General features: G+C 69.5%; 26 protein-coding genes. 13 read left to right on the top strand and 13 right to left on the bottom strand.

Going from position 1 to position 24,950, the window contains the following annotated elements:
- Positions 1-321: 321 nt before the first annotated feature.
- Entirely contained in the window at positions 322-1,065 is a 744-nt protein-coding gene (locus tag IEZ13_RS34575) for an SDR family oxidoreductase (RefSeq protein ID WP_183225355.1), read from the top strand.
- 1 nt (position 1,066) lies between these two features.
- On the opposite strand, the gene IEZ13_RS34580 is transcribed toward IEZ13_RS34575, so the two are convergent.
- Entirely contained in the window at positions 1,067-2,233 is a 1,167-nt protein-coding gene (locus IEZ13_RS34580) for an MFS transporter (protein WP_183225354.1), read from the bottom strand.
- A gap of 61 nt (positions 2,234-2,294) precedes the next feature.
- Here IEZ13_RS34580 and IEZ13_RS34585 point away from each other — a divergent pair, with 61 nt between their 5' ends.
- Entirely contained in the window at positions 2,295-3,437 is a 1,143-nt protein-coding gene (locus tag IEZ13_RS34585; RefSeq protein WP_183225353.1) for a geranylgeranyl reductase family protein, read from the top strand.
- 21 nt (positions 3,438-3,458) lie between these two features.
- Here IEZ13_RS34585 and IEZ13_RS34590 read toward each other — a convergent pair whose 3' ends face one another.
- The 5 genes from IEZ13_RS34590 to IEZ13_RS34610 all read right to left on the bottom strand — a co-directional run bounded on the left by IEZ13_RS34590 (position 3,459) and on the right by IEZ13_RS34610 (position 6,219).
- Positions 3,459-3,980 carry a DUF6226 family protein gene (locus IEZ13_RS34590; RefSeq protein ID WP_183225352.1) on the bottom strand — a complete coding sequence of 174 codons (522 nt, stop codon included), beginning with the start codon at positions 3,978-3,980 and terminating at the stop codon, positions 3,459-3,461.
- Between the two features lie 56 nt (positions 3,981-4,036).
- Entirely contained in the window at positions 4,037-4,240 is a 204-nt protein-coding gene (locus tag IEZ13_RS34595) for a DUF397 domain-containing protein (protein WP_183225351.1), read from the bottom strand.
- A gap of 213 nt (positions 4,241-4,453) precedes the next feature.
- Positions 4,454-4,651 carry a DUF397 domain-containing protein gene (locus IEZ13_RS34600; RefSeq protein ID WP_183225350.1) on the bottom strand — a complete coding sequence of 66 codons (198 nt, stop codon included), beginning with the start codon at positions 4,649-4,651 and terminating at the stop codon, positions 4,454-4,456.
- 43 nt (positions 4,652-4,694) lie between these two features.
- A complete protein-coding gene (locus IEZ13_RS34605) occupies positions 4,695-5,591 on the bottom strand; it encodes a helix-turn-helix domain-containing protein (RefSeq protein ID WP_183225349.1) in 897 nt (298 codons plus the stop codon).
- A gap of 190 nt (positions 5,592-5,781) precedes the next feature.
- Positions 5,782-6,219 carry a DUF6232 family protein gene (locus IEZ13_RS34610; RefSeq protein ID WP_183225348.1) on the bottom strand — a complete coding sequence of 146 codons (438 nt, stop codon included), beginning with the start codon at positions 6,217-6,219 and terminating at the stop codon, positions 5,782-5,784.
- Positions 6,220-6,593: 374 nt separating this feature from the next.
- Between IEZ13_RS34610 and IEZ13_RS34615 the strand changes: the two genes are divergently transcribed.
- Together IEZ13_RS34615 and IEZ13_RS34620 are read left to right on the top strand one after the other, a co-directional pair.
- Complete coding sequence (locus IEZ13_RS34615; RefSeq protein ID WP_183225347.1) at positions 6,594-7,052, top strand: DUF2231 domain-containing protein; 459 nt, start codon at positions 6,594-6,596, stop codon at positions 7,050-7,052.
- Between the two features lie 176 nt (positions 7,053-7,228).
- Positions 7,229-8,065: a hypothetical protein gene (locus IEZ13_RS34620; RefSeq protein WP_183225346.1), complete on the top strand. Its 837-nt coding sequence runs from the start codon at positions 7,229-7,231 to the stop codon at positions 8,063-8,065.
- A gap of 1 nt (position 8,066) precedes the next feature.
- Here IEZ13_RS34620 and IEZ13_RS34625 read toward each other — a convergent pair whose 3' ends face one another.
- From IEZ13_RS34625 to ku, 3 genes are read right to left on the bottom strand one after another with little or no spacing between them, the layout of a single operon-like run.
- The gene (locus IEZ13_RS34625; protein WP_183225345.1) at positions 8,067-9,365 is read right to left on the bottom strand and encodes an MFS transporter; all 1,299 of its coding nucleotides are present in this window, start codon (positions 9,363-9,365) and stop codon (positions 8,067-8,069) included.
- Positions 9,366-9,419: 54 nt separating this feature from the next.
- Positions 9,420-9,908 carry an NUDIX domain-containing protein gene (locus IEZ13_RS34630; RefSeq protein ID WP_183225344.1) on the bottom strand — a complete coding sequence of 163 codons (489 nt, stop codon included), beginning with the start codon at positions 9,906-9,908 and terminating at the stop codon, positions 9,420-9,422.
- Between the two features lie 39 nt (positions 9,909-9,947).
- Complete coding sequence (gene ku / locus IEZ13_RS34635) at positions 9,948-10,892, bottom strand: non-homologous end joining protein Ku (protein WP_183225343.1); 945 nt, start codon at positions 10,890-10,892, stop codon at positions 9,948-9,950.
- A 64-nt stretch (positions 10,893-10,956) separates the two neighbouring features.
- On the opposite strand from ku, the gene ligD (IEZ13_RS34640) reads away from it, so the two are divergent.
- From ligD (IEZ13_RS34640) to IEZ13_RS47030, 4 genes are all read left to right on the top strand, one after another.
- A complete protein-coding gene (gene ligD / locus IEZ13_RS34640) occupies positions 10,957-11,898 on the top strand; it encodes a non-homologous end-joining DNA ligase (protein ID WP_479722567.1) in 942 nt (313 codons plus the stop codon).
- Complete coding sequence (gene ligD, locus IEZ13_RS34645) at positions 11,888-12,796, top strand: non-homologous end-joining DNA ligase (RefSeq protein ID WP_183225342.1); 909 nt, start codon at positions 11,888-11,890, stop codon at positions 12,794-12,796. The genes ligD (IEZ13_RS34640) and ligD (IEZ13_RS34645) overlap by 11 nt, the downstream gene beginning before the upstream one ends.
- 71 nt (positions 12,797-12,867) lie before the next feature.
- A complete protein-coding gene (locus IEZ13_RS34650; RefSeq protein ID WP_229795422.1) occupies positions 12,868-14,331 on the top strand; it encodes an Ig-like domain-containing protein in 1,464 nt (487 codons plus the stop codon).
- Positions 14,332-14,334: 3 nt separating this feature from the next.
- Positions 14,335-14,718, top strand: a complete 384-nt coding sequence (locus IEZ13_RS47030; protein ID WP_229795402.1) for a hypothetical protein — start codon at positions 14,335-14,337, stop codon at positions 14,716-14,718.
- Between the two features lie 43 nt (positions 14,719-14,761).
- Here the strand turns inward: IEZ13_RS47030 and IEZ13_RS34660 are convergent, their stop codons facing one another.
- From IEZ13_RS34660 to IEZ13_RS34670, 3 genes are all read right to left on the bottom strand, one after another.
- Complete coding sequence (locus IEZ13_RS34660; RefSeq protein ID WP_183225340.1) at positions 14,762-15,022, bottom strand: YcxB family protein; 261 nt, start codon at positions 15,020-15,022, stop codon at positions 14,762-14,764.
- A 222-nt stretch (positions 15,023-15,244) separates the two neighbouring features.
- The gene (locus IEZ13_RS34665) at positions 15,245-16,906 is read right to left on the bottom strand and encodes a DNA repair helicase XPB (RefSeq protein ID WP_183225339.1); all 1,662 of its coding nucleotides are present in this window, start codon (positions 16,904-16,906) and stop codon (positions 15,245-15,247) included.
- A 189-nt stretch (positions 16,907-17,095) separates the two neighbouring features.
- Entirely contained in the window at positions 17,096-19,480 is a 2,385-nt protein-coding gene (locus IEZ13_RS34670) for a helicase-associated domain-containing protein (protein ID WP_183225338.1), read from the bottom strand.
- A 78-nt stretch (positions 19,481-19,558) separates the two neighbouring features.
- Between IEZ13_RS34670 and IEZ13_RS34675 the strand changes: the two genes are divergently transcribed.
- The 3 genes from IEZ13_RS34675 to IEZ13_RS34685 are packed head-to-tail and all read left to right on the top strand — an operon-like array spanning position 19,559 to position 20,815.
- Positions 19,559-19,759 carry a hypothetical protein gene (locus IEZ13_RS34675; protein WP_183225337.1) on the top strand — a complete coding sequence of 67 codons (201 nt, stop codon included), beginning with the start codon at positions 19,559-19,561 and terminating at the stop codon, positions 19,757-19,759.
- A complete protein-coding gene (locus tag IEZ13_RS34680; RefSeq protein WP_268240176.1) occupies positions 19,756-20,382 on the top strand; it encodes an HAD family hydrolase in 627 nt (208 codons plus the stop codon). The genes IEZ13_RS34675 and IEZ13_RS34680 overlap by 4 nt, the downstream gene beginning before the upstream one ends.
- A 46-nt stretch (positions 20,383-20,428) precedes the next feature.
- Entirely contained in the window at positions 20,429-20,815 is a 387-nt protein-coding gene (locus tag IEZ13_RS34685; RefSeq protein ID WP_183225336.1) for a cold-shock protein, read from the top strand.
- 6 nt (positions 20,816-20,821) lie between these two features.
- Here the strand turns inward: IEZ13_RS34685 and IEZ13_RS34690 are convergent, their stop codons facing one another.
- Entirely contained in the window at positions 20,822-21,631 is an 810-nt protein-coding gene (locus IEZ13_RS34690; protein WP_183225335.1) for a 1,4-dihydroxy-6-naphtoate synthase, read from the bottom strand.
- Between the two features lie 123 nt (positions 21,632-21,754).
- On the opposite strand from IEZ13_RS34690, the gene IEZ13_RS34695 reads away from it, so the two are divergent.
- Together IEZ13_RS34695 and IEZ13_RS34700 are read left to right on the top strand one after the other, a co-directional pair.
- Positions 21,755-23,767 (top strand): amidohydrolase family protein, encoded by a 2,013-nt coding sequence (locus tag IEZ13_RS34695; protein ID WP_183225334.1) that lies wholly within the window; start codon positions 21,755-21,757, stop codon positions 23,765-23,767.
- Positions 23,764-24,939, top strand: a complete 1,176-nt coding sequence (locus IEZ13_RS34700; protein WP_203834037.1) for an MFS transporter — start codon at positions 23,764-23,766, stop codon at positions 24,937-24,939. Before IEZ13_RS34695 ends, IEZ13_RS34700 begins: the two co-directional genes overlap by 4 nt.
- The last annotated feature ends 11 nt before the right edge of the window (positions 24,940-24,950 follow it).

The raw sequence follows: 24,950 nt of genomic DNA on the forward strand, positions 1-24,950 counted from the left end.
ATGCCACTCGACGGCCGCGCCGTGTGCCGCGCTGACTCTGGTCGGGAGCGTGCCGAAATCTGAACCTCAAGATCGAGTAGGCCGCGTTCAGTCCGCACGAAGTCCGCAGAGACAGCGGAACGCTGTCAGATCTTGACAAGCGTTTCCGCAGCTCAGCGGACATCCGCGCAGCTAGATCAACGATCTCGTTCGGTCTCGTAATGCGTAGGTAGTCGGTTCGATTCCGACAGGCGGCTCCACGGGAAGCCCAGGTCATCGACCTGGGCTTTTCCATGGGCAAAGATCTGGATCACCGCCGGGGGTGTTCCCTACGGTGTGGGCATGGAGTCGAGTCGTGGTGTCGTGCTCATCACCGGTGCGAGCGCCGGCCTGGGCGAGGAGATGGCCCGGCAGTTCGCCGCGCTCGGCTACGACCTGGCGCTCTGCGCCCGGCGGGTCGATCGCCTGGAGACGTTGCGTGCCGAGCTGACCGGGACCAGGGTCAGCGTGAAGGCGCTGGACGTGACCGACGACGAGGCGGTCTTCACGGTGTTCCGGGAGTTCGCCGCCGAGTTCGGCCGCATCGACCGGGTGATCGTCAACGCCGGGCTGGGCAAGGGCGCCCCGCTGGGCACCGGCCGCCCGGACGCGAACCGGGACACCGCCCGGGTCAACTTCCTCGGTGCGCTGGCGCAGATGGAGGCGGCTTGCGAGATCTTCCGCGCCCAGAAGCGTGGCCACCTGGTGGTCGTGTCGTCGATGTCGGCGTTGCGCGGCATGCGGAAGTCGATGACCACGTACGCCGCCACCAAGGCCGGTGTCGCCGCCCTGGCCGAGGGTCTGCGCTCGGAGCGGATTCCCGGGGTCGACGTCTCGGTCGTCTACCCCGGCTACATCCGATCGGAGATGAACGCGCACGTCCAGCAGAGGACTCGTTTCATGGTGGACACCGAGACCGGCGTACGGGCGATGGTCGCCGCCATCGAGAAACGCCGCGCGAGGGCGTACGTCCCGGCGTGGCCGTGGGTGCCGATCGGCGTGGCCATGCGCGTGCTGCCGCTCTCGGTGGTCCGCAGGATGGCCTGAGTCAGCGCGGCGGGCGCAGGGCCGGTGTCAGCGCGATCGACAGGACCAGCAGCATCGCCACCGCGAGCAGTCCTCGCGAGACCGTGTAGTGGTCGCCGAGGAAGCCGATCAGGGGTGGCCCGCCGAGGAAGGCGCAGTATCCGATCGAGGCGACCACCCCGACTCGGGCCGGGGCGCGGGCCGGCTCGTCGGCGGCGGCGCTCATCCCGACCGGGAAGCCGAGGGATGCGCCCAGGCCCCAGAGCAGGGCGCCGGCGAAGGCGACCGGGGTGGACGGTCCGAAGACGAAGATCAGCAGCCCGCCCAGGCCGATCACCGCGAGCGCCCGTAGCACCGGGACCCGGCCGTAGCGGTCCAGCAGGTTGGGGCCGTACCAGCGGCCGACCGTCATGGCGGCCAGGAACAGCGCGAAGGCCAGTGTGCCGGTGGCCGCCGTGGTGCCGTAGTCGTCGATCAGGGCGATGTTGATCCAGTCGATGCCGGCGCCTTCGGTGAGTGCGAAGGCCAGCACGAACACGCCGATCAGCAGGGTGCGCGGCTCGCGCCAGGCGGCCAGCGCGCTGAACGTGCCGCCGCCGGGTTCGGGTTCGGTCTCGTCCGGCACGAATCCGCGGACCGACACGACGACCGCCCCGGTCACCAGCACGCAGGCGAGGACCACGTGCCAGGTGACCCCGATTCCGGCCTGGACCACCGCGGCGCCGGCCAGTGCCCCGGCGACCGTGCCGACGCTGTATCCGGCGTGGAACCGGGACATGATCGAGCGGCCGATCCTCCGTTCCACGACGGCGGCCTGGACGTTCATGGCGACGTCCCACGCGCCGGTGGAGAAGCCGTACAGGTAGAGCGCCACGACCACCGGGACGACCCCGAAGTGGTAGCCGATCGCCGCGGCCGACAGCGACGCGCCGAGCATGATCGCCATGGTGCCGACCATGGCCCGCGACCCGAACCGGTGGACCAGGTGACCGGCCAGCGGGAGCGACGTGATCGAGCCGGCCGCGATGGCGAGCAGGACCAGCCCGAGTTCCGACGGGGTGAGCCCCAGGTGGTCGCGGATCTGCGGGATCCGGGACGCGAAGGTCGCCATGGCGACCCCGAGGAAGATGAAGGTGATGTAGACGGAGCGGGTGCTGACCCGTGGTTCTGACGTCTCGACCGTGCTCAAGCGATGACCCCGTGTGATCGTGAAAGCGTTTTCACAAGTCACGTTATCTAAACTTCGGACTGTGCAGCAGGGGCCGGAGTGGGACGTCGCGGTGGTGGGTGCAGGTCCGGCGGGTTTGTCCGCGGCGCACGCGGCGGCGTCCGCCGGGGCCCGGGTGATCGTGCTGGAGCGGGCCGAGCACCCGCGTTACAAGACGTGCGGCGGTGGTCTGCTCGGCGTCTCGATGCGCCTGAGCGCGCCGCGGCTCGACGTGCCGGCCCGGGATCGGATCCACGCGGTGACCTTCACCCATGACGGTCGCCGCGGCTTCACCCGCCGCTCCGCGGACGGGCCGGTCGTGACCATGGTCCAGCGCGATGACTTCGATCACGCCTGGTGTCGGGCCGCGGTTCGAGCCGGAGCGATCGTACGGGAGAACGCCCTGGTCCGGGCCGTTTCCCAGGATGAGGGTACGGCCACTGTGGCCCTCGCCGACGACAGCACCGTGACGGCGCGGGTGGTGATCGGCGCGGACGGCTCGGCAGGGGTGACCGCCCGGCACGTCGGGGTCGTCTTCGACCAGCAGGATCTCGGGCTCGAGGTGGAGCTGGCCGCGAGCGAGACCGACCGGCGCCGCTGGCGGGGCCGGCTGCTGCTCGACTGGGGCCGGGTGCCCGGCTCGTACGGCTGGCTCTTCCCCAAGGGTGACCAGCTCACCGTGGGCGTGATCATGGCGAAGGGCCGTGGCGCCGAGACCAAGCGCTACCTGCGGGAGTTCGTCGCCCGGCTGGGCCTGGCCGACCGGGTGGTGCTGCGCGACTCCGGTCACCTGACCCGCTGCCGCAGCGACTCCGCCCCGGTGCGCCGTGGCCGGGTGCTGGTCGCCGGTGACGCGGCCGGTCTGCTGGAACCCTGGACCCGGGAGGGCATCAGCTACGCGCTGCGCTCGGGCACCTGGGCCGGCACGGTCGCGGCCGGCGGTGGTGACCTGAGCGAGTACGACCGCCTGATCGGAGCGGACCTCGCCCCGGAGATGGCGGCCGGGCGCCGTCTGCTGAGCCTGTTCGGCCGCCACCCGGGGCTGGTTCACGCCGTGCTGGCCAGCCCGCTGGGCTGGCGTGCCTTCACCCGCTTCTGCCAGGGTGACTTCTCGATGGCCCGGGTGCTGCGGCGGCGGGCCGTCGATGTGGCGGTGAGTCTGCTGGGCGGCCGGCCGGCCGGATGAGCCCGGCCGGCCGGCACACGGCTAATACGAGCGGAGCTGCCAGGGCGCCCATTGGACCGGCGCGGCGAAACCACCACGCCGGGCGTCCCTGGCCCCGTCCGCCGAGAGGGGTCCCTCGCGGTCGGATTTCACTCCGGAGCCGATCAGCCGGGTCTCGAACCAGGACCCGCTCAGCCCTCGGCGGACCCGTTCCCAGAGCCCGCCCTCGATGAGCGCGTCGGCATGGGTCCGCAGGTGGTCGATGAGGATCTTCGGGTCCTCGTCGCAGGCGTCACAGGAGCAGGTCGGCAGAGATTCGTCCCACCAGCGGCCGAAGCGCAGGAGCAGGCCCGGGTCGGCGAATTGGACCGCCAGCGGGGCCGCGGTGGGCGTGCGGGGGATGAGCCGGACGGTCCGTACGAGTGCCTCGTCGCGCCCGAGTGGTTCCTTGCCCTCCCGGCGCTCCACCTGGTAGCGCTCGGTGAGCTCGTCCAGCAGGGTTTCGGCCGCCTCGTGCAGCGTGGCGAAGCGGTCGGGGTCGGTGGCGTCCGGGTTGCCGTCCACCACTGCAGTATGCCGCGCTCGGCCCGCGGCATCCGGACACACCGGTGGAAGGTGAGTCATTCGTCGAAACCGAAGTCTCCGGCCTTGACTCCGGCCACGAACGCGTCCCACTCCTCCTTCGTGAAGTCGAGGGGCGTGGCACCGAGGTCCTTGCTGTCACGGATCAGGAACCGGTTCCCGATCCTGGCCACCTCGACACAGGTGCCGGTCGCACATCGCCCACTCCGGCGCCACCGTGGCTCTTCCGTCGGTTTGATCATGTGTGTGCACCTCCGTGACGGTTCGGAATCCACGGTATGCGAATGAACCGGACTCGGCTGAGCACGTACATGAATGAAAAAGAGAAAATGCCGCTTATCTCACGGAATGCGAGATATGCGGCGCCAATTTATTGGGATAAAGATATTTTGCGAATAGTTTTGACCGGCCCGCTCTGCAAGAACGTGAGATGCAGAGCGGGCGGGCCGACGACTTCAGAAGCGGAACTCGCCCGCGGCCACACCCTCCACGAAGGCGTCCCACTCGCTCTGGTCGAAGCTGAGCGGGGCGGCCTCGGGGTCCTTCGAGTCGCGGATCAGGTACTGGTCGTTCACCTTCGCGACCTCGACGCACGTCGACGTGCCGCACCGGCTGCTCTTGCGCCAGGCGGGCACGTTCATCTCGTTCTGCATTGGGGACCTTTCAAAGGAATCATGCTCGTGGTTTCAAAATCGTCTACCGGGACGGCCGGTCCGTATCGGCGCGTTCCAGCTCTTTGATCCGCCGTTCGATGAATTGGATCGTGTCCGCTTCATCCGCGGCCTCCTGCCAGACCCGGTCGTATCGCGCGCGGTGTTTCGCGGCCATCTCCTGGTCCTCGACCATTTCGTCAGTCAAGCCGGTCTCCCGGTACAGCACCTCGCCGCCACCGAGCACGAGCAGGTCGAAGCTGGCGTTGTTGGTGACCGAGGCGTCGAGCGAGAACGGCACCATCCGGACCCGGACCGAACCGTCCTCGGCATGCTGCTTCAGGTCGCGCAGTTGATCCGCGAAGACGGCCGGCCCACCGACCGCGCGGCGCAGCACGGACTCGTCGACCATCAGCAGTATCTGCACGTCCCCGGCGCGGCCGAGCAGTGTTTCGCGACGTTTCGTTCGGGCCTCGACCCGCCACCTGCGCTGGTCTTCGCTCAGCTCGTCCTCGTACCGGGCCATCAGTGCGGTCGCGTAGTCGCGTGTCTGCAGAGGGCCAGGTATGTAATAGATCGAGTAGGAGCGGATCTCCGCGGCCTCATTCTCGTACTCGATCAGTTTACGCAGGTCATCGGTGAGGGTGTCGCGGAATTCCGGGGCCTGGTACCACGCTTTTCGCTGGCGCGTGCGGGCGAGGCGGGCATCGGCGAGCAACTCCGTGACGATCGCCTTGTCCTTGATTCCGAGGTAGTGCAACAGCGGTTTCAGATCGTTCGCGGAGATGCTGACATCGCCCCGCTCGATTCTGATGACCTTGCTGTGCGACCACTCCATCTCTTCGGCGACCTGATTTTGGGTGAGCCCGGCTTGCTCGCGCGCTTCGCGGAGCGCGAGACGTACGCGCCGGCGGGCGATGGTCGGCGAGTCACCCTCGGTCATGAGTCCTTCATCGTCGAAGTGGAGTGACGCTGGGTAGTGGTGAAGTCTCGGCCTGCGACCTGGCTGTCTGCCACCTGGCAACCAGCGAGGTCGCGGAACATCCTAGTACTGTCCTATCAGAACGACGGCTGTCAGGGGCGGTTTTGATCAAAAAGCAACATCACCCGAGAGATCCTCGCGAAAGCGCAGGTCAGGCGGCTGCGAGCCCATAACCCCAGGGTGTCCGCCGGGTGTCCTCCATGGCGCGGCGCAGGGCCCGGCTCACCTGATTGAAGACTCTCGCGTCGGCGGAGCAGTAGAGCACGACGGCCGTGCCGCGGTACTGCGCGTGCAACTCCCAGCGGCCTGGCTCGCGCCAGAGCATGGCTACGCCGGGTACCGCCAGTCCGAGGAAGACGAGAACGTAGATCGCCGGATCCGGTAGCAGCGTCCAGCCGGCGACCGCGGCCGCGAGGGCGCCCGCGGCGAGCGCCGGAGCGTACGGGCGGATGCGTGAGGGCGCCTGAACGAGGCCGACGTTGCGCAGATCGGAGATGGCGAACACTTGCGGCGCGGAATGGGGGTGCCAGACGAACTGATCGTCGGACACCAGGGCGTCGGGACCGCGATAGTAGATCCGTGTGCGCATGGCGAACTCCTCATCGCTGTTTCTTGCGAGGAGGGAACGAGCGGAGCCATCAATGGCGCGAGACTCTTTCCCGCCTCGCTCGAGTCGCAACGAACGAAGGCTCAGAGGCGGACAACGGCACCCGTTTGCCGCCGGGTGCCGTTGCTTGTCTCTCCCTCCAACTCCGCCCTTGCTCTCATTGCAGTGAAGCACGCCACCCAGCAGTCCGCCATGACTCAACCTGCCATGTCGCAGATTGCGAACAAGCCGCTCAGTGCGGGTTCGTCTGCTTCATCATGGGACACCAAGGCGTTTGCCCGTCGAAAACACCGGGTAGGCCAACTCCGGACGTCGAGACGAACCTGTATTCCCGCAGGTGGGAAGGCGAAGACCTGATGGAGACCCGGTTGAATGTCGCGGGCCAGGCGGTGCAGCCGATTCTGGTGATGTTCCCGCTCGGCCTGTTCGTTATGGCGGTTTTGTTCGATATCGCCGACTTGCTGGGCGGCCCTAACATCCTGGGTGCCCTGGCGTACTGGAACATCGTGGCCGGCCTGATCGGTGGCACCCTCGTGATGGTCGCCGGCGCCGTGGACGTCGTGTTCGCCCGGCGTGCCCGGGACCGCCGCCTCGGTGTGCTGCACGGTCTGCTCAGCGTGGGCGTGCTGGTGGTCTTCGCGGTCATCGCGATGCTGCGGGTGCGGGAGCCGGACCGGGTGGTGAGCGGTGGGCTGTTCGCCGTCGAGTTGCTCGCCCTGGTGCTGGCCGGGTTCGGCGCGTGGTTCGCCGGTGAGGTCGCCAACGGCCGGGCGCCCGCGTTCGCCCGGGCCGCGGTCGGCAACCGGAACTACTGACGCCTGGAAAGCGGCAAAGTCGTCTCGGCTCTTTCGGTCTGACTGTTCGGCCAGTGGTTGTACGTACCGAAGGCCAGAAGTGTGCTCCTCGTCTGGAAAGTGACGGCCGGGTGCATGGAGGATGCTCTCGCGTGACAACGAGACGGAACCGTCCGTTCGTTGGGGGAGAGGAATCCATGCGTAAGTCACTTGCCCGCCGCTGCGCCGCGGCGGCTCTGGCCGTTTTCACCGGGCTCACCACCGTGGCGCTGGCCGCCTCGCCGGCGCAGGCCGCGCCCGCGCTCGCCGGCGTCACGCTGTCGACCGGCACCGTGGTGCTCGACGGGGACGCGGGCTGCGCCAACCGGGTGAAGGTGACCTTCAAGGTCTACGACCCGGTGGCCGAGGACGACTACGTCAGCGTCTCCGCGGACGTCATGGGACCGGACGGCGACGCGGTCGACTTCCTGTTTCCGAAACAGGCCTCACGCAGCGGCGATTACGCCTACCTGACGGACTATGTCTTCATCTGCGGCGGCCTGGACGGACCCGGCCGGTACACCATACGCAGCGGCGATTACGCCTACCTGACGGACTATGTCTTCATCTGCGGCGGCCTGGACGGACCCGGCCGGTACACCATCCGTACCGAGCTGGAGTGGTTCGGTGACGACCTGGTCGATCACGTCGTGGAGCGGGTCGACACGTTCTACGTGAAGCGGCCGACCTCGCTGACCTACGACGCGACCCCGGAGCCGGTCAAGAAGAACAGCGCGCTGACCCACAAGGGCGTCCTCAAGGCCGACCCGGTGGGGTACGGCGCGAAGTACGGCCTCAAGGGCGCGGTGCTGCGGTTCTACTTCAAGGCCAGCGGCGCCAAGAGCTACACGTACAAGGGGCAGACCACGACCGGCGCCGGTGGCAAGTACAGCAAGAAGTTCAAGGCCACCAAGTCCGGTACGTGGATGGTCGTCTACGCCGGCAGCAGCATCCGGCAGCCGCAGACCAGGTTCGACGCGGTCAAGGTCAAGTAGCTCATCGCCCGGTGCGGGCGTCGGCGGTGGCCACCCACTCCTCGTCCGCGGCCTTCTTCAGGGCCATGCCGTCCCTGCCGTTGTACTTGACGAACCTCGGCAGGGCGGCGGCCAGGGCCACGGTGCCGGCCACGCACAGGACGCCACCCATCCAGATGGAGCCGGTCACCCCCAGGCCGGTGCGGGCCATCGCGCCGGCCCGGAGCTGACCCAGCAACGGGCCGGTGGTGTACGACAGCATCTCGATGCCGGCCAGCCGTCCGCGCAGGTGGTCGGGGATGGTTTGGTTCCAGATGATCATGCGGAACAGGCCGGAGACCATGTCCGCCGCACCCGCGAAGGCCAGGCAGAACAGGGTCAGCCAGAGGGTGCCGGAGAGGCCGACACCGATGATGCCGACACCCCAGAACGCGGCCGCGATCAGCACCATGAGGCCGTGCCGGTGCACCCGGGCGGTCCAGCCGGAGCCGACCGTGGCGATCAGCGACCCGACCGCGGGTGCGGCGTACAGCAGGCCCAGCACCTTGGGACCGCCCAGGCTCTGGGCCAGGAACGGGTAGAGCGCGGACGGCATGCCGAAGAACATGGCGTTGATGTCGACCAGATAGGTGCCGAGCAGCTCGGGGCGGGACTTCGCGTACTTCAGGCCGGTGACCACGCTGCTCAGCGACGGGCGGTCGGCGGCCACCGGCGGCGGGACCGCCTTCACCAGGGTCAGGCAGATCAGCGAGACGGCGAAGGTCAGCAGGTCGAACGCGTACACCCAGGCCAGGTCGAAGCTGGCCAGCAGGATCCCGGCCAGCGGCATGCCGAAGAGCTGGGCGAACTGCATGCCGAGCGAGTGCAGCGACATGACGGCCGGCAGTTCCTCCGGCTTCACGAGCCGGGGGAGCATCGCGTCCAGGGCGGGACGTTGCAGGCCGGCCACCGCGGCGGTCAGGAACGCCGCCACGTAGAGCAGCCACAGGTGCGGCTCGTCGGAGAGCGAGTTGACCAGCAGGATGCCGCAGATCAGGGCGAGCGCGAACTCACTGCCGCGGACCAGCAGGCGGCGGTCGATGTAGTCGGCCAGCGCGCCGCCGACGAACGACATGATCAGCAGGGGCAGCAGCTCGCAGACGCCGATCAGGCCCACCATGAGTGGGTTCTTGGTCAGCTCCGCCACCTGGTACGGAATGGTGACATAGCTGATGAACGACCCGAAAGCCGTCACCACCCCGCCGGTGAAGACGAGCCGGAAGTCCCGGGACGTGCGTAACGGGGACAGATCCAGGCTCAGCCGGCGGCGCTTGGTGCTCACGAAGCGCCATCCTGCCCCAGCGAGCAGGAGACCGCATCGCGATTTAGGCCACCCTTACTTCATCACCAGGATGCCGGTCTTCTGGAAGGTGGCGAGGTCGGCCAGCGCCTCGTCGATCACGAACGACTTCTGCCCGGGCAGCGCGTCGAGCGGGAAGAAGCCGGCGTCCACGCTCTCCTCGGTCTGCCGCAGCAGCTCGCCCTCCCAGGAGTGCACGACGAAGGACATCAAAACCTGCTGGTACGTGTGCCGGTACTCGTTGGTGTAGGTGTACGCGGTGTAGAACGCGTACGGCGTCAGAGACGTGGCCCGCAGACCGGTCTCCTCCCACAGCTCGCGGACGGCGCACTCCGCCATGCTCTCGCCGAGTTCCATGGCGCCGGCCGGAATCGCCCACCGGTGGTTGTCCGACCGCTGGATCAGCAGCAGCCGGCCCTGCTCGTCCAGCACGACCGTCCGGGCGCCGACGAAGAAGATCGTGTCGGAGTCGCCGATGCTCGCCCGCACCCGCCCCAGGTAGGACTCCGCCCACGTCAACGCCATCGGGCCACCTCACATACATCACCCATGGGAGGAGCCTAGTCATGCGGACTTCTTCGTGGCCTTCGCGGCGGACGTGGTCTTCCTCGCGGTCGTGCTCTTGGCCGGGGCGGCCTTCTTGGCGGGAGCCGCCTTCTTCCGGGGCGCGGCCGCCTTTTTCGCGGGCGGGGACGCTTCGCCCGTACCCCCGGAAGGCTTTTGATCCTCACCACGGGCCTGGCGCGCGCGTTCGACGGAGGCCTTGAGCGCCGCCATCAGATCGATCGCCGCGGCCGGCGCCTCCTCGGCCTCCTCCGGCTGAACCACCTCGCGGCCCTCCACCTTGGCGTCGATGACCTCCTGCAACGCGGTCCGGTAGTTGTCGGTGAACTCGTCCGGCTTGAAGCTGCCGGCCATCGAGTCGATCAGCGAACTCGCCATCGCCAGCTCGGCCGGACGGGTCTCGATGTCGTCGTCGAGGAAGCCGAACTCGGGCGTGCGCACCTCGTCCGGCCACATCATGGTGTTGAGCACCAGCACGTCGTCGCGGACCCGCAGGGTGGCGAGCTGCTCGCGCTGCCGGATCGCGATCTTGACGATGGCCACCCGGTCGGCGTCCCGCAGGGCGTCGCGCAGCAGCACGTACGGCTTCGCGGCCTGCCCCTCCGGCTCCAGGTAATACGCCTTGGCGAACAGGATCGGGTCGATCTGCTCGGCCGGGACGAATTCCAGGACGTCAATGGCTCGCGACGTGCTCAACGGCAGGTCGGCGAAATCCTCATCCGTCAAGATCACCATTTCGCCGCCGCCGATGTCGTACCCCTTGGCGATGTCGTCATAGCTGACCACCTCACCGTCCACCGAGCAGGTGCGCTGGTACTTGATCCGCCCGCCGTCGGTGCGATGCACCTGGTGGAAGCGGATGTCCTTCTCCTCGGTCGCCGAATACAGCTTGACCGCAATCGACACCAGGCCGAATGAGACAGCGCCTTTCCAGATCGCTCGCATGTTCCTCAGAATGGCATCACTGGGACGCCTGCGTAAGGTGAACGCTTTTGCCTATGGTGATCGGGTGTCCGGATCACCGCTCACCCCGATGCTCGCGACCGCGGGCCGGCTGCCGGTGGGCCCGGACTGGAGCTACGAGTTCAAGTGGGACGGCGTCCGGGTCCTGGCCCTGTTCAGCGGCGGGCCACCGGCCCTGTACGCGCGGTCCGGAGCGCTGGTCACCGCCGCCTACCCGGAGATCGCCGACCTGAGCATGCCGGACGGCACCCTGCTCGACGGCGAGATGGTCGTCCTCGACGCGGCCGGGCGGCCGTCCTTCACGGCGCTGGCCGAGCGCATGCACGTCCGCGACCGCAACCGCGCGACCCGGCTGGCGGCCACCCTCCCGGTCACCTACCTCATCTTCGACCTGCTGTTCCTCGACGGCATGGACTACACCGGACTGCCCTACCTGGCCCGTCGCGAACGCCTCGAGGAACTCGACCTGGCCGGCGCCCGCTGGATGGTCCCACCGTCGTTCGGCGACGGCCCGGCCACCGAGACGGCCGCCCGGGAGAACCATCTCGAGGGCGTGATGGCCAAACGCTCCGACTCCGTCTACCTGCCCGGACAGCGCTCCGCGGACTGGGTGAAGGTCAAGTTCGACCGGACCGGCGACTACGTCATCGGCGGCTGGCGGCCCGGCGTGCGCAAACTCGGCGGGCTGCTGGTCGGCGTACCCACCCCGGACGGGCTGGCATTCCGGGGCCGGGTCGGCGGCGGCATCGGCGCCGCCGCCGAGAAGAACCTTCTCTCGCGGCTGGCGCCGCTGGCCACCACGGACTCACCCTTCGCCGCCGGCGCGGTGCCGCGGGAGGATTCCAAAGGCGCCCATTGGGTACGACCGGAGCTCGTGGCCGAGATCCGGTACGGCAACCTGACCCCCGACCGTCGCCTGCGGTTCCCCCGCTTCCTGCGGCTGCGCGACGACAAGAAGCCGGAGGAGTGCACCGACGATGCCTCGTGACCGGTTCCTGGTGCACATCGAGGGTCGTGACCTCGAACTCTCGAACCTGGACAAGGTCATGTACCCGTCGGCCGGATTCACCAAGGGCGAGGTGATCGACTACTACACCCGGGTGGCCCCGGTGCTGCTGCCGCACCTACGGGACCGGGCGGTCACCCGCATCCGCTACCCCAACGGGGTCGACGAGGCGCACTTCTTCGAGAAGAACAAACCCGGCGGAACCCCCGACTGGGTGCGCCTGGAAAGACTGCCGGTACCCGGGTCCACGAAGAGCCGGGAGACCATCGACTTCGTGGTCGTCGACGACCTGCCCACCCTGGTCTGGCTGGCCAATCTGGCCGCCATCGAACTGCACACCCCGCAGTGGCGGATCGGCGCCGACCCGGACCTGCTGGTCGTCGACCTCGACCCGGGTGTGCCGGCCGGCCTGCGCGAATGCTGCGCGGTGGCCATGCTGATGCGCGACCGGCTGGGCGCGGACGGCATCACCGCCTATCCCAAGACGTCCGGGAAGAAGGGCATGCAGTTGTGCTGCCCGATCTCCGGAACCCAGTCCTCCGACGTGATCTCCGGCTACGCGAAAAGAGTCGCCGAGGAGCTGGCGAAGGTGGTGCCCGGCTCGATCACCGCGAAGATGGCCAGGCAGCTGCGCCCCGGCAAGATCTTCATCGACTGGAGCCAGAACAACGCGTTCAAGACGACGGTCGCGCCCTACTCCCTGCGGGCCGGCGCCACACCCACCGCCTCGACCCCCCTGACCTGGGACGAGGTGATGGCCATGGCCACGGGCGAGATCCCATCCTGGCAGTGCGGTGCGGCCGAAACCCTGGACCGCGTCGAGGAACACGGCGACCTGCTCGCCGACATGCTTCATCCCGGACCGATCGTGCCCGTTTAGAGGTCGACTGTTTTGATCTTGGCACGTAGGGTGCTCCCGCATTCTTTTTCAGCGGGGAGCCATCTGTGGGCATGCTGCGTCACGCCGCCGTCGCGGCGCTTTCCAGCTCTTTGATCATCTCGCTGGCCGGACCGGCGGCCGCGGCCACCGACGTCACGCCTCCGACCGTCATCTCCACCGGTCTCCCCGAGGGCGGTTTCCTCGGCACGGAGACGATCCTGCGGCCCGCCTTCAGTGACGAGAACGGCGTGGTGAAGGTCGATGTCCTCGTCAACGGCGCCTTCGTCAACAGCTTCCTCCCACCGAGCGGGGAGTGGGACCCCAAGACCTGGAAGTGGTCCGGCCGGGTCAGGATCGGGGGTGTGGCCGTGGGCGACAACACGGACGTGGACGTCACCGTCCGTGCCTGGGACCCGGCGGGGAACATGGGCTCGCGTACCGTGCGGGTTCGCACCGACTTCCGGACGCCGACGGCGACTTCGATCACTCCGGATGAGTCCGTGACGCTGGGCGGCGTCGCCACCATCACCCCGCTGGGCCTTCCGGACGACACCGCACGAGTCACCCTCTCCTACGGTTTCGCGGCCGAGTGGGGGGTGATCAGCACGGCGACCGCGGCGCCATGGGCGTTGACCTGGGACAACACGGGCCAGGAGCGGACCGCCATCGTGTACGTCACCGTGGAGGATCACGCCGGCAACCGTTTCGGGTACCGCCGTGATTACAAGATCGACGGCGTCGGGCCCGACGTCTACGCCAGCACGAACTGGATCCCCGAGGTCATCGGTCCCGGTGAGGGGGTCATCGCGGTCTCCTACTGGGACCCGAAGGACGTCGCCCGGATCGAGTGGTGGATCGACGGGGCCCTCAGGTCGACCAGCCAGGTCGCGAGATACGACTTCGGCAACGTCAGCCGGATCGCGGACGTCGAGGCCCGAGTGTTCGACGCGGTCGGCAACGTGACCGTGGTGACCCGCAAGGTTCGGGTTGACGCCACCGCGCCCACCGTCACCGCGGTGACTCCGGCGCAGGGCGCCCTGGTGCGCGGCGAGAAGATCTGGACCGAGTTCAAGGCCACCGACGCCTCCGGGATCTCCGGGGGACAGGTGTACTACGGCGGAGATTCGGCGCCGTTCGCGGGCGTCCGGGAGTCGCCGTACCGGGTGTCGATGCCGTTCGTGCAGGGCAGGAATACAGTCCTCTGGCAGATCTATGACCGGCTGGGCAACGTCACGGAGGTCCGCCGGAGCTACATCGTGGACAACAACGCGCCCTACTTCACCGTGATCATGGCGCCGAAGAACGGGGCGAAGGTCAAGGGCACGGTCAAGGTCGCGGTGTCGGTCTCGGAGGAGTACGGCATCGCCCGGGTCGAGCTGCTGATCAACGGGAAGGTGGTCGCCAAGGACTATGCGGCCGCCTACAAGTTCTCGATCAACACCAAGAAGTACGGCAAGAAGATCAAGGTGCAGCTGCGTGCCTACGACAAGGCCGGCAACGTGACCACCTCACCCACACGGATTTGGAAGCGCTAGGACATGAACCCCTCGATCATCGACCTGCGGTACCCGTCGTCGTCGTTCCTCTACTCCGCGACCTCGCCGAAGATCTTCGTCGACGGAGTCGAGCAGGCCGGTACGGGCTGGGGTAAACGGCCGGTCGGCATGGCACCCGGCCCGCATCGCATCGAGGTGTACGTGCCGTACGTCCTCCCCCTCCGGGCCGGCCGGGCCACCCTCGATCTCACCGTTCCGGAGACCGGGGTGGGCCTGGAGTACATGGCACCCACCATCACCTTCGCAAAAGGTCAGCTCGGGGCGCCCGGCCAGCAGAAATCCAGCGGCTTCCGGGGGGTGATGGCCCTCAACGTGATCGTCATCACAGTCGTGGCCATCGCCCTGATCGCGGCACTGCTGAGCTAGGTGTGATGTCCAGCCAGGTTGGTCAACCGGGTGACGGTAGCGGTCAAGCCTTGATACGGACGGCGCCCTTCGTGAGGAAGGCGTCCACGGCGGCCTGGTCCTCCGGGGAGAAGGCGGCCCGGGGGATGGCCGACTGGACCACGCCGTTCTTCAGCAGCCACGCGTGACGGCGGGTCCTGACCCAGGTCAGGCCCGCCCACGCGATCCGGCTGTCGCTGTGTGCCGATTGGATGCGCACCCCGGTCTCGTCGATCTCGTACCGGACCGGGTGGGCCTGCGTCTGACGCTGCTGATGCCAGAACACGTAGGCGATCGCGTCCGGGAACGCGACTCCGACGAGGGCGCCGCAGAGCAGGCCCAGATCGCGGCCCCTCCAGACCGGTCACGGCCAGGAAAACCAGGATCACGGCGCCGCTGATTCTCAAGACGTGGCGCTTCGAGCCGAGGTTCTCCAGGACGATCCGGCGGAAGGCGCGGTAGCTGATCTGGTACTCACCCGTGACATGCACGCGTGGAAGTGTATAGATCAGTCGATCTTGGGGATGGGCGGGCCGAGGACGTCGTCGGCGTCGACGATCGTGTAGGCGTAGCCCTGTTCGGCGAGGAAGCGCTGGCGATGGGCCGCGTACTCGGTGTCGATGGTGTCGCGGGAGACGACCGTGTAGAAGTGGGCCTGGCGGCCGTCGCCCTTGGGGCGCAGCACCCGGCCCAGGCGCTGGGCCTCCTCCTGGCGGGAACCGAACGTGCCGGACACCTGAATGGCCACCGCCGCCTCGGGCAGGTCGATCGAGAAGTTGCCGACCTTCGACAGCACCAGCGTCCGAAGCGAACCGTCACGGAACGCGTCGAAGAGCCGCTCCCGCTCCCTGTTCGTGGTGGCGCCCTGCACGATCGGGGCGTCCAGGAACTCGCCCAGCTCGTGCAGCTGGTCCAGGAAACCGCCGATGACCAGCACCTGCTCGCCCGGGTGCTTCTTCACCAGGGCTTTCACCACCGGCAGTTTGGTACGCGCGGTGGCCGCGGCCCGATAACGCTCCTCGGCCTCGGTCACCGCGTACGCCATCCGCTCCGCCTCGGTGAGGGTGACCCGGACTTCGACGCACTCGGCCGGGGCGATCCAGCCCTGGGCCTCGATGTCCTTCCACGGGGCGTCGTAGCGTTTCGGGCCGATCAGCGAGAACACGTCACCTTCGCGACCGTCCTCGCGTACCAGAGTCGCGGTGAGGCCGAGGCGGCGCCGGGCCTGGAGGTCCGCGGTGAAGCGGAAGATCGGCGCGGGCAGGAGGTGGACCTCGTCGTAGACGACCAGGCCCCAGTCACGGGCGCCGAACAGGTCGAGATGGGTGAAGGTGCCGCCGCGGCGTGACGTGAGCACCTGGTACGTCGCGATGGTGACCGGGCGGATCTCCTTGCGCTCGCCGCTGTACTCGCCGATCTCCTCCTCGGTGAGCGTGGTGCGGGCCAGCAGCTCCCGCTTCCACTGGCGGCCGGCCACCGTGTTCGTCACCAGGATCAGGGTCGTCGCCGACGCCTGCGCCATCGCGGCCGCGCCGACCAGCGTCTTGCCCGCGCCGCAGGGCAGCACCACGACACCCGAGCCGCCGGCCCAGAACCCGTCCACCGCCTCCTGCTGGTAGGAGCGCAGGGTCCAGCCGTCCTCCTTGAGGGCGATCGCGTGCGCCTCGCCGTCCACGTAGCCGGCCAGGTCCTCGGCCGGCCAGCCCAGCTTGAGCAGCGCCTGCTTGAGGCGGCCGCGCTCGGAGCCGTGCACCGTGATGGTCTCGTCGTCGAGGCGGGCGCCGAGCATGCCGGCCAGCTTCTTCGACTTGGCCACCTCGATCAGCACGATCTTGTCGAGGCCGCGCAGGACCAGGCCGTGCACCGGGTCGTTCAGCAGTTGGAGACGGCCGTACCGGTCCATCGTCTCGGCGACGTCGACCAGCAGCGCGTGCGGCACCGGGTAGCGGGAGAACTTGATCAGCGCGTCGACCACGCTCTCCGCGTCGTGCCCGGCGGCTCGGCTGTTCCACAGGCCGAGAGGGGTCAGCCGGTACGTGTGAACATGCTCCGGCGACCGCTCCAGCTCGGCGAACGGCGCGATCGCCATCCGGCAGGCCTGCGAGTCCGGATGATCGACCTCCAGGAGCAGGGTCTTGTCCGACTGCACGATCAGTGGTCCGCCGCTCACCCTGTACGCCTCCGAACCTGGGGAAAACCGACCCTCCAGTGTGCCACGCGTCCGGCGGTACGCGGATGACGAGGGCCTGAGCAGAGAAAATACGATCTTCGAAATCGACTGCAACGTTCCGCCGCCCCGGCGCGTGTTACTGGTGCCGGGTCGTGCGCAATACGGGGGCGCGCGACCCGGCAAAAGCTCCTACTCCTCGGTGACCGCCGCGGTTATGCGGTGCAGGGCGAAGGTGTGCAGGCTCTCGCCTCGTTCGTCCTCGGCCCGTAGGTAGCCGGCGCTCAGGGAGACCGGGCGGACCAGCCGGGACAGGGTCGCGCCGTGCGAGTCGACGTAGCCCACCCAGACCCGGGCCTTGTCGCGGACCGCCTGCTGGAGCACCGCCATGGCCTGGGTGTGCTGCTGGACGGCGGTCAGGCCGGGCACCGCGTGGCCGTGCGCGGCCCGCACGGTGACCGGCGCGCGCCGCGCGGCGCGGGTGGCGATGTCGCCGCGCCGCAGCTGTTCCACCACGCCGGCGAGCCGGGGACCGATCAGCACCGGGCCGGTCGTCTCGGGGGCGCGGGCGCTGCGGGTGGGGGCCCGGCGTGCTTTCGGCCTGGTCAGCACGGTGGCACCGCCGGCGTCCTCGGCAACCGGTGCGTACCCGGCCTCGCGGAGGGCGCCCAGCAGCCGGGCCACCGGGCGTGGGCTGACCAGCACGGTCGGCGCGATCCGGCGCAGGTCGAGGGTGGTCAGCCGCTTGTCGCCGGCCACCTCGGCGAGCAGTGCCTCGTCGTCGCTGCGCAGGTAGGAGCCGGCCGAGCCGCTGCGCAGCCCGCCGTGCCTGCGGGCCGCGTCGTCGATCAGGTAGGTCAGCGTCTGCGGCACCGGGGTCCGGGAGCGGCGACGGAACAGTTCGTGCAGGTCGGCGGCCTGATAGCCGACGTCGAGGGCGCGTCGCATGCTGGCCGGGGTGACCCGGAAGACGCTCGCGCCGCCGGCCGACTCCGGCTCGGCCAGCACGTCCAGCTCCGCCGCCAGCTCCGGCTCGGGCGGGCCGGGCACCACCACGGTCAGATCGGCCTGCACCAGCACGTGATCCACCGGGGCGGGCAGCAGCCGGTCCAGCGCGCGCACCGCGTCGGCATGGGCATCCTCCGGATGCACCCCGAGTGGGTCGCCGCCGTCCGTCTCTCCATCGGCGAGCAGCAATCGGGCGTACGACGTGAGCGCCCCCAATCCGGTGACGCCGAGCAGGGCGGCGCCGGAGTACGCGTCCCGGTGTGCCGCCTCCCGCCCGCGGGCACGCCGTGGGCTCTGCCAGGACAGCAGCCCGAGCAGGTCGTCGACCGTGGGTGCGGCGCCGGGTTCCAGGTCGGCGAGGGTGCCGAGGGCCTCCCGGCGGGCCTGTGGGGCGCCGGCGCGTTCGGCGTCCGGGGCGAGGGCGTTGACCGGCCGGTCGCGTTCGTCGCGGCGGCCGACGAGTCCGGGCTGCCGGGTCATGGTGAGCCAGGACCGGGCCAGGGCGGCCCAGCGGTGGGCGACTCCGGTGGCGCGCCACAGGTCGTACGCCCCGGTGGGCAGGAACACGTCCTGCGCGGGCGTGGTGGCCCGGGCCGGGGCGGCTTCGGACTCGCCGAGGAGACCGGCCGCGTACGCCGTCTCGATCAGCAGCGCGGCGCCCGCCTCGTCGATGCCGGCCGCTCTGGCCAGCCGCTTCAGGTCGCGGACGCCGAGGCCGCCGGTGCGCAGCAGGGCGGCGGGTTCGACGGCGAGGGCCTCGAGGATCGCCTCGGTGGCGCGGACCGCCTCCATGGTCTGCCCGGCGCCGGCCGAGTCGGCGGCCTGCGGGTCACGGGACGGGCCGTCCGGTACCGGCGCGACCGGCCGCAGCACACCGAGCGGACCGGTGTCGCGGCGCAGCAGCATGCCCACCTCGCGGGGCAGCTCGACCAGGTCGCCGTCCGGCCGTGGGGCGCGGCCCGCCTCCGAGACCGGGACCAGCACGTGCTGTTCGACGAGCCATTTCACCGGCTCGGCCACGGAGTCACGGTTGAGCGCCCCGATCGGGGGACCCGCGGCCAGCCGGTCCAGCACGGCGCGGGCGCCGGGCGGCGCGGCCAGCACGGTGCGGCGCAGCTTGGCCCGGTCGGCGCAGAGAGCGGCGGCCTGCGCGTCCAGGTAGTCGGCGGGTCGGCCGAGCCCGGCCGGGTAGGGGGAGGTGACCTCGTCGACCGCGCCGACGATCTGTAGCGCCTCGGGCGGCCCGTGTAGCAGGAAGCGGACCCGGAGCCGGTCGATCGCGACCCGGGTGTCCTCCCCGGGAACGCCCTCGGTCAGCGCCAGGATCGCGTCGACCGAGGTCAGCGCGGTGTCGGCGGCCCGGCTCAGGCGAGCCGCGTCGAGGACGAGGAGCGTGAACTCGTCGAGGCCGTCCAGGCAGCGGGCGACCGAGTTACGGGACTGTGCGCGTACGGCGAGGGCCGAGATGTCGGCGGGCACCGGGACGACGAGGTCGGGGCGCAGTTGTATGAGCGCGCCCAGCGCTTCGTCGGGCAGCGACCGTAGTTGATCGGCGAATGTGGTGGCCATCGTCTTCAACGCTAACGTTCATGGGACGATGGTGTCCGGTCCGGGCGTGGCCGGACCTCGATCTGAGGAGGACCGAAAGTGGCGAAGGCACAGACCGCGGGTTCGTCGACGCCGGCGAACGAGGTCGCCGGACTGCGGGGCGTGGACATGAAGGGCAAGCTGCACGTGTCCGAACTCATCTCCGACCGTGCCGCCGCCCCGTCACCGTTCGGCGACGACCAGACCTTCCCGCTTCCGGTGGAGAGCCTGAGCTACCGGGCCGCCAGCCGTCACCCGTGAGTGGTGCGGTCGGTTTCGACCTGGACATGACCCTGATCGACTCCCGGCCGGGCATCCGGGAGACGTACCGGGCGCTCACCGCTCTCACCGGTGTGCACGTGGACGCTGACCTCGCGGTCTCCCGGCTCGGCCCGCCGTTGCGGACCGAGCTGCGGCACTGGTTCGCGGAGGAGGCGGTCGAGGAGGCGGTGACCTCCTTCCGGGGGCTCTATCCGGATCACGCGGTCACCCCGAGCCGGCCCATGCCCGGCGCCGTCGAGGCGCTCGCCGCGGTGCGGGCGGCCGGGCTGCGGGTCGTGGTGGTGACCTCGAAGCTGGGCCGGCTGGCCCGGTTGCACCTCGACCACCTGGGTCTGCGGGCCGACGAACTGGCCGGTGACCTGTTCGCCGAGGGCAAGGCGTCCGCGCTGGTGGAGCACGGGGTGCGGTGGTATGTGGGTGATCATGCGGCCGACATGGTGGCCGCCCGGACCGCCGGCGTCCCCGGGGTCGGGCTGCTCACCGGCCCCTGTTCCGAGCGGGAGCTGTGGGAGGCCGGGGCGTCTCACGTTCTGTCCGATCTCACCACATTCCCGGCACTGTTGAGTGAGATTGCAGTTGGGTCCGAGCGCTCCTCTGGATAGCCTAGCCGTGAGCGGTTGTGTCCATTGAGTGAAGTTGAGGTCAGCGGTGCCCACGGGTCGAGTGAAGTGGTACGACGCGACGAAGGGATTCGGTTTCGTCACCAGTGACGAGGGTGGTGACGTTTTCCTGCCCAAGGGATCGCTGCCGGCGGGGGTCACCGAGCTGAAGACGGGACAGCGGATCGAGTTCGGCGTCGTCGACAGCCGCAAGGGCGCACAGGCCCTCGGTGTGAAGCTGCTGGACGCGCCGCCCTCCCTGGCCGAGCTGCGCCGCCGCCCGGCGGACGAGCTGGCCAGCATGATCGAAGACATGATCAAGGTGCTGGAGAGCACGGTGCAGCCGTCGTTGCAGCGTGGGCGCTACCCCGACAAGAAGACCTCGCTGAAGATCGCGCAGCTGGTGCACGCGGTCGCCCGCGAGTTCGAGATCTAGGTTCCGCTACCGGAAAGACGGCACCGCAGGCGTCAGACCCGCCGCCGCCGCGCGCCCGAGCAGGGCGTCGGCGGCGGCGAGTCCGTCTTCGCCCAGCTCCAGGGTGAATTCGTTGACATACAGCTCGATGTGCTGTTTCACCACGGTCGGCTCCATCTCCTGCGCGTTGGTGAGGACGAAGTCCTGGCTGGCGGCCGGGTCGCGCCAGCCGTGCCGTAGCGACTCGCGGATCCACCCGGTGGCGGCGGCCGGGTCGACCGTGCCGCGCTTGGCGAGGATGGCGCCGAGCGGGATCGGCAGGCCGGTGTCGGTCTCCCACCACTCGCCGAGGTCGACCAGGGCGGACAGCCCGTACCTCGGATAGGTGAACCGGGCCTCGTGGATCACCAGGCCGGCGTCGAAGCGGCCCTCGGCCACCCCCGGCATGATCTCGTGGAACGGGACGACCTCGATCCGGGCCGGGCGCTGATCGGCGGCCCAGAGGCGGAACAAAAGGTACGCCGTGGTGCGGTCACCGGGCACCGCCACGGTCGCGCCGTTGAGGTCGGCGCGGTCCCGGGTCAGCACCAGTGGGCCACAGCCACGCCCGAGCGCGCCCCCGCAGGGCAGCAGCTCATAGTCGCCGAGCAGCCAGGGCAGTGCCGCGTAACTCACCTTGACCAGGTCGAACCGGCCGTCGAGAGCCGCCGTGTTGGTGACGTCGACGTCGGCGAAGGTCAGGTCCACCGGCGGGGCGCCGGGCACCAACCCGTGGATCAGCGCGTGGAACACGAAGGTGTCGTTGGGGCACGGGGAGACCGCCAGGGAGAGCGTCACGCCACAACGCTACTTCTCATCTGCCTCCAGAGAAAAATATTCACGTCTCCCTCTGGCCTCGGAGGTGTGACCGTTCTTACACTCCGCCTTGTCGGATCAAATGATCTACCAAGGGGGTGCCGCGTGGCTCGTTCGCTGGTCGCCGGCGTCCTGGTGCTCGGCCTCGTCGGTGGGCTGCCCGCGCCCGCCTACGGAGCCGCGAACTGGGCGCCGGCAAACGATCTCGAGGGTGCGTGCGTCACCCTCAAGACCTCGAACAGGTACGTCTTCAAGGACAGCGTCGGGTACGGGTTCACCAGCACCGCGTCGAGCGCCGAGAAGTTCCGCTTCGAGGCCACCCAGCTCGGCCGCTACCAGGTGCGCGACTCGACCGGCGCCCCGATCTATCAGAGCGTCCTCGGCTGGGTCTGGGCCGGCTCCGAGTACGGCGACCGCGCCGACTGGACGGTCAGCGCCGCCGACGGCCAGTACCGGCTGGTGTCCACGGCCACCGGGCAGCAGATGGGCAACTACCTGGGCGGCCTCGGCGCCGGCGGCTCCACCTTCGTGCTCACCCCGGCGACCGGTTGCGCCTCGATCCCGGACATCGCCACCGGCGTGAGCGGCACCCCGGCCGCCGGCGTCGACGCGCAGGGCCGGCTGGTCGGCTGGATCGACGCGCACGCCCACATCACGGCGGCGGAAGCGTTCGGCGGGTCGCTGCACTGCGGGGACGCCTACGCCGCCGGCGGCGCCCCGGTCGCGCTGAAAGGCTGTGCCTCGCACGCCACTCTCGGCTGGGGCGCCCTGCTGGAGGCCATCATCGCGGGCACCGACCCGATCAGCTCGGCCGAGGACGGCTGGCCCACCTTCGGCGACTGGCCGCAGCACGACACGATGCTGCACGAGGCGTCCTACTTCCGCAGCCTGGAACGGGCCTGGCAGTCCGGCCAGCGGGTGCTCAACGTGCTGCTGGTGGCCAACCGGGTGATCTGCGGGCTGACCGCGGAGCACACCTCCTGCGACGAGATGGACCAGATCAGGGCACAGTCCACCTATCTCCGGAAGATGCAGGACTACGTGGACGCCCGCAGCGGCGGCCCGGGTAGGGGCTGGTTCCGCCTGGCCACCACCCCGGAACAGGTCCGGCAGATCGCCGCGCAGGGCAAGCTCGCGGTCACCATCGGCGTGGAGAACTCGGAGATCTTCGGCTGCCGAGAGGTCAAGGGCGTGCCGCAGTGCACCACGGCCGACATCGACGCCGGGCTCGACGAGCTGGAGAGCATGGGTGTCAGCGGCTTCTACCCGGTGCACAAGTTCGACAACGCGTTCGGCGGCACCCGTTTCGACGAGGGCGTCACCGGCGCGGCCGTCAACGTCGGCAACCTGATCTCCACCGGCCACTGGTGGCAGGCGACCAGCTGCACCGGGCCGTCCGACAACGAGCAGCCGCTGGTCAGCGACGACATCGCCAAGCTGCTCGCACTCGGGATCAGCCTGCCGGCCGGGACGGTCCTGCCGGTCTACCCGAGCGGGAAGATCTGCAACACGCGCGGCTTGACCGAGCTCGGCACGTACCTCGTCGAAGCGATGATGGCCCGCGGCATGATCATCCACCTCGACCACATGGGGGTGAAGACCGCGTCGGCGGTCCTCGATCTCGCCGAGCGGGCCGGCTACCCGGGCGTCACCTCGGTGCACACCTGGTCCGACCCCTCCATGGTCAACCGCCTCCTCGGGCTCGGCGGGTTCGTGGCCAGCTACGCGTTCTCGGCCACCGACGACGGTCAGGGCACCGGCACCTTCCTCGACGAATGGCGCACCCATCGGGCCCTCGCCAACGGCTCCAAGATCACCGGGTACGGCGTGGGCACCGACGTGAACGGGCTGGGCACGCAGGCCGCGCCCCGTCTGAACGCCGGATCCAGCCCGCTCACCTACCCGTTCACCGCGGTCAACGGCACCACCGTCACCCGGCAGGTCTACGGCACCCGCACCTTCGACCTCAACACCGACGGCGTCGCCCAGTACGGCCTCTACGCCGACTGGGTCACCGACCTGATCAACCAGGCCGGATCCGACGGGCCGCTGCTCCGGTCGCAGTTGCTGAGCGGCGCCGAGGCGTACACGGTGATGTGGGAAAGGGCGCGTGCGTGACCCTTGTCGAGGCGCGCGTGGGCCGTCGCTGGATGACGGCCTACGCGCTGGCCATGATCGGGATCGCGGCCGGCTGGTTCGGGCCGATCCAGATCCTGCTGCCCGAACAGGCCGCCCGCCTCGCCGGTGACGACGGTAAGGAGGCGCTGCTCGCCCTGGTCACGGCCTGGGGAGCGGCGGCCTCCATGGTCGCCAACCCGCTGTGGGGGATCCTCTCCGACCGGCTGCGGGCCCGCCGGCCGATCTTCCTGGCCGGAACCGTCACCGGGGTCGCCGGACTGCTCGTGCTCTCCGGCGCGGACACCACCGGCACCATGGCCACCGGCTGGATCCTCGTCCAGGTCGGGCTGAACGGGCCGCTCGCCGCACTCGCCGCGATGATCGGCGACCGGGTGCCGGAGAACCAGCGCGGCACGGTCGGCGCCCTCTTCGGGGTGGCCCAGATCGTCGGCGTGGTGCTCGGCACCGCCATCGCGGTCGCCGTCGGCGCCGGCTCGTGGGGCTACGTCGCGGTGGCGATCGCTGTCCCGGCGCTCGGCGGGGCGCTGCTGCTCGTCTACCGGGACGTACCGGTGGTCTCCGCCCGCGAGCGGATCCACTGGGCGTGGCCGGGCGGGCAGTTCGCCTGGGCCTGGCTGATCCGTTTCCTGCTCAACCTGGTCAACGCCCTGGTCCTGGTCTACCTGCTCTACTACCTGTCGGACCGGGTGCGCGTCGGCGACGCGGCCACCTGGGTGCTCATCGTGACCGTCGTCAACGTGCTCTTCGCGGGCATCGCCGGATTCGCCGGGGGAGTGCTGTCCGACCGCTGGGAACGGCGCAAGGTCTTCGTTGCGGCCGGCGCGGTCCTGCTCGCCCTCGGCACCGCGCTGATGGCCCTGGTCCCCGTCGTGCCGGTGGTCATCGGGGCGTCGGTGCTGGTCGGGGTCGGCTGGGGCGCCTACATCGCGGTCGACATGGCGGTCATGACCCACGTCCTGCCGGACGCCGAGACCCGCGCCACCATGCTCGGCGTCGCCAACGTCGCCGGAACCCTGCCGCAACTGCTCGCCCCGGTGCTGGCCGCGCCGATCGTCACCGGCCTCGGCGGCTATCCCACCCTCTACCTGCTCACCGCCGCCATCGCGCTGGCCGCGCTGGCGCTCCTGCCCCGCCTGCGGGCGCTGCGCTGAAAGGAAACACC

It is taken from the genome of Actinoplanes campanulatus, from assembly GCF_014647795.1.
Lineage (GTDB): Bacteria > Actinomycetota > Actinomycetes > Mycobacteriales > Micromonosporaceae > Actinoplanes > Actinoplanes campanulatus.

What these genes read in the sequence shown, in the direction of transcription:
- IEZ13_RS34575 (WP_183225355.1), top strand. Translation starts at nt 322, where the DNA reads ATGGAGTCGAGTCGTGGTGTCGTGCTCATCACCGGTGCGAGCGCCGGC.
- IEZ13_RS34595 (WP_183225351.1), bottom strand. Translation starts at nt 4,240, where the DNA reads ATGATCAAACCGACGGAAGAGCCACGGTGGCGCCGGAGTGGGCGATGT.
- IEZ13_RS34600 (WP_183225350.1), bottom strand. Translation starts at nt 4,651, where the DNA reads ATGCAGAACGAGATGAACGTGCCCGCCTGGCGCAAGAGCAGCCGGTGC.
- IEZ13_RS34605 (WP_183225349.1), bottom strand. Translation starts at nt 5,591, where the DNA reads ATGACCGAGGGTGACTCGCCGACCATCGCCCGCCGGCGCGTACGTCTC.
- IEZ13_RS34610 (WP_183225348.1), bottom strand. Translation starts at nt 6,219, where the DNA reads ATGCGCACACGGATCTACTATCGCGGTCCCGACGCCCTGGTGTCCGAC.
- IEZ13_RS34615 (WP_183225347.1), top strand. Translation starts at nt 6,594, where the DNA reads ATGGAGACCCGGTTGAATGTCGCGGGCCAGGCGGTGCAGCCGATTCTG.
- IEZ13_RS34620 (WP_183225346.1), top strand. Translation starts at nt 7,229, where the DNA reads ATGCGTAAGTCACTTGCCCGCCGCTGCGCCGCGGCGGCTCTGGCCGTT.
- IEZ13_RS34630 (WP_183225344.1), bottom strand. Translation starts at nt 9,908, where the DNA reads ATGGCGTTGACGTGGGCGGAGTCCTACCTGGGGCGGGTGCGGGCGAGC.
- ku (WP_183225343.1), bottom strand. Translation starts at nt 10,892, where the DNA reads ATGCGAGCGATCTGGAAAGGCGCTGTCTCATTCGGCCTGGTGTCGATT.
- ligD (WP_183225342.1), top strand. Translation starts at nt 11,888, where the DNA reads ATGCCTCGTGACCGGTTCCTGGTGCACATCGAGGGTCGTGACCTCGAA.
- IEZ13_RS34650 (WP_229795422.1), top strand. Translation starts at nt 12,868, where the DNA reads ATGCTGCGTCACGCCGCCGTCGCGGCGCTTTCCAGCTCTTTGATCATC.
- IEZ13_RS47030 (WP_229795402.1), top strand. Translation starts at nt 14,335, where the DNA reads ATGAACCCCTCGATCATCGACCTGCGGTACCCGTCGTCGTCGTTCCTC.
- IEZ13_RS34670 (WP_183225338.1), bottom strand. Translation starts at nt 19,480, where the DNA reads ATGGCCACCACATTCGCCGATCAACTACGGTCGCTGCCCGACGAAGCG.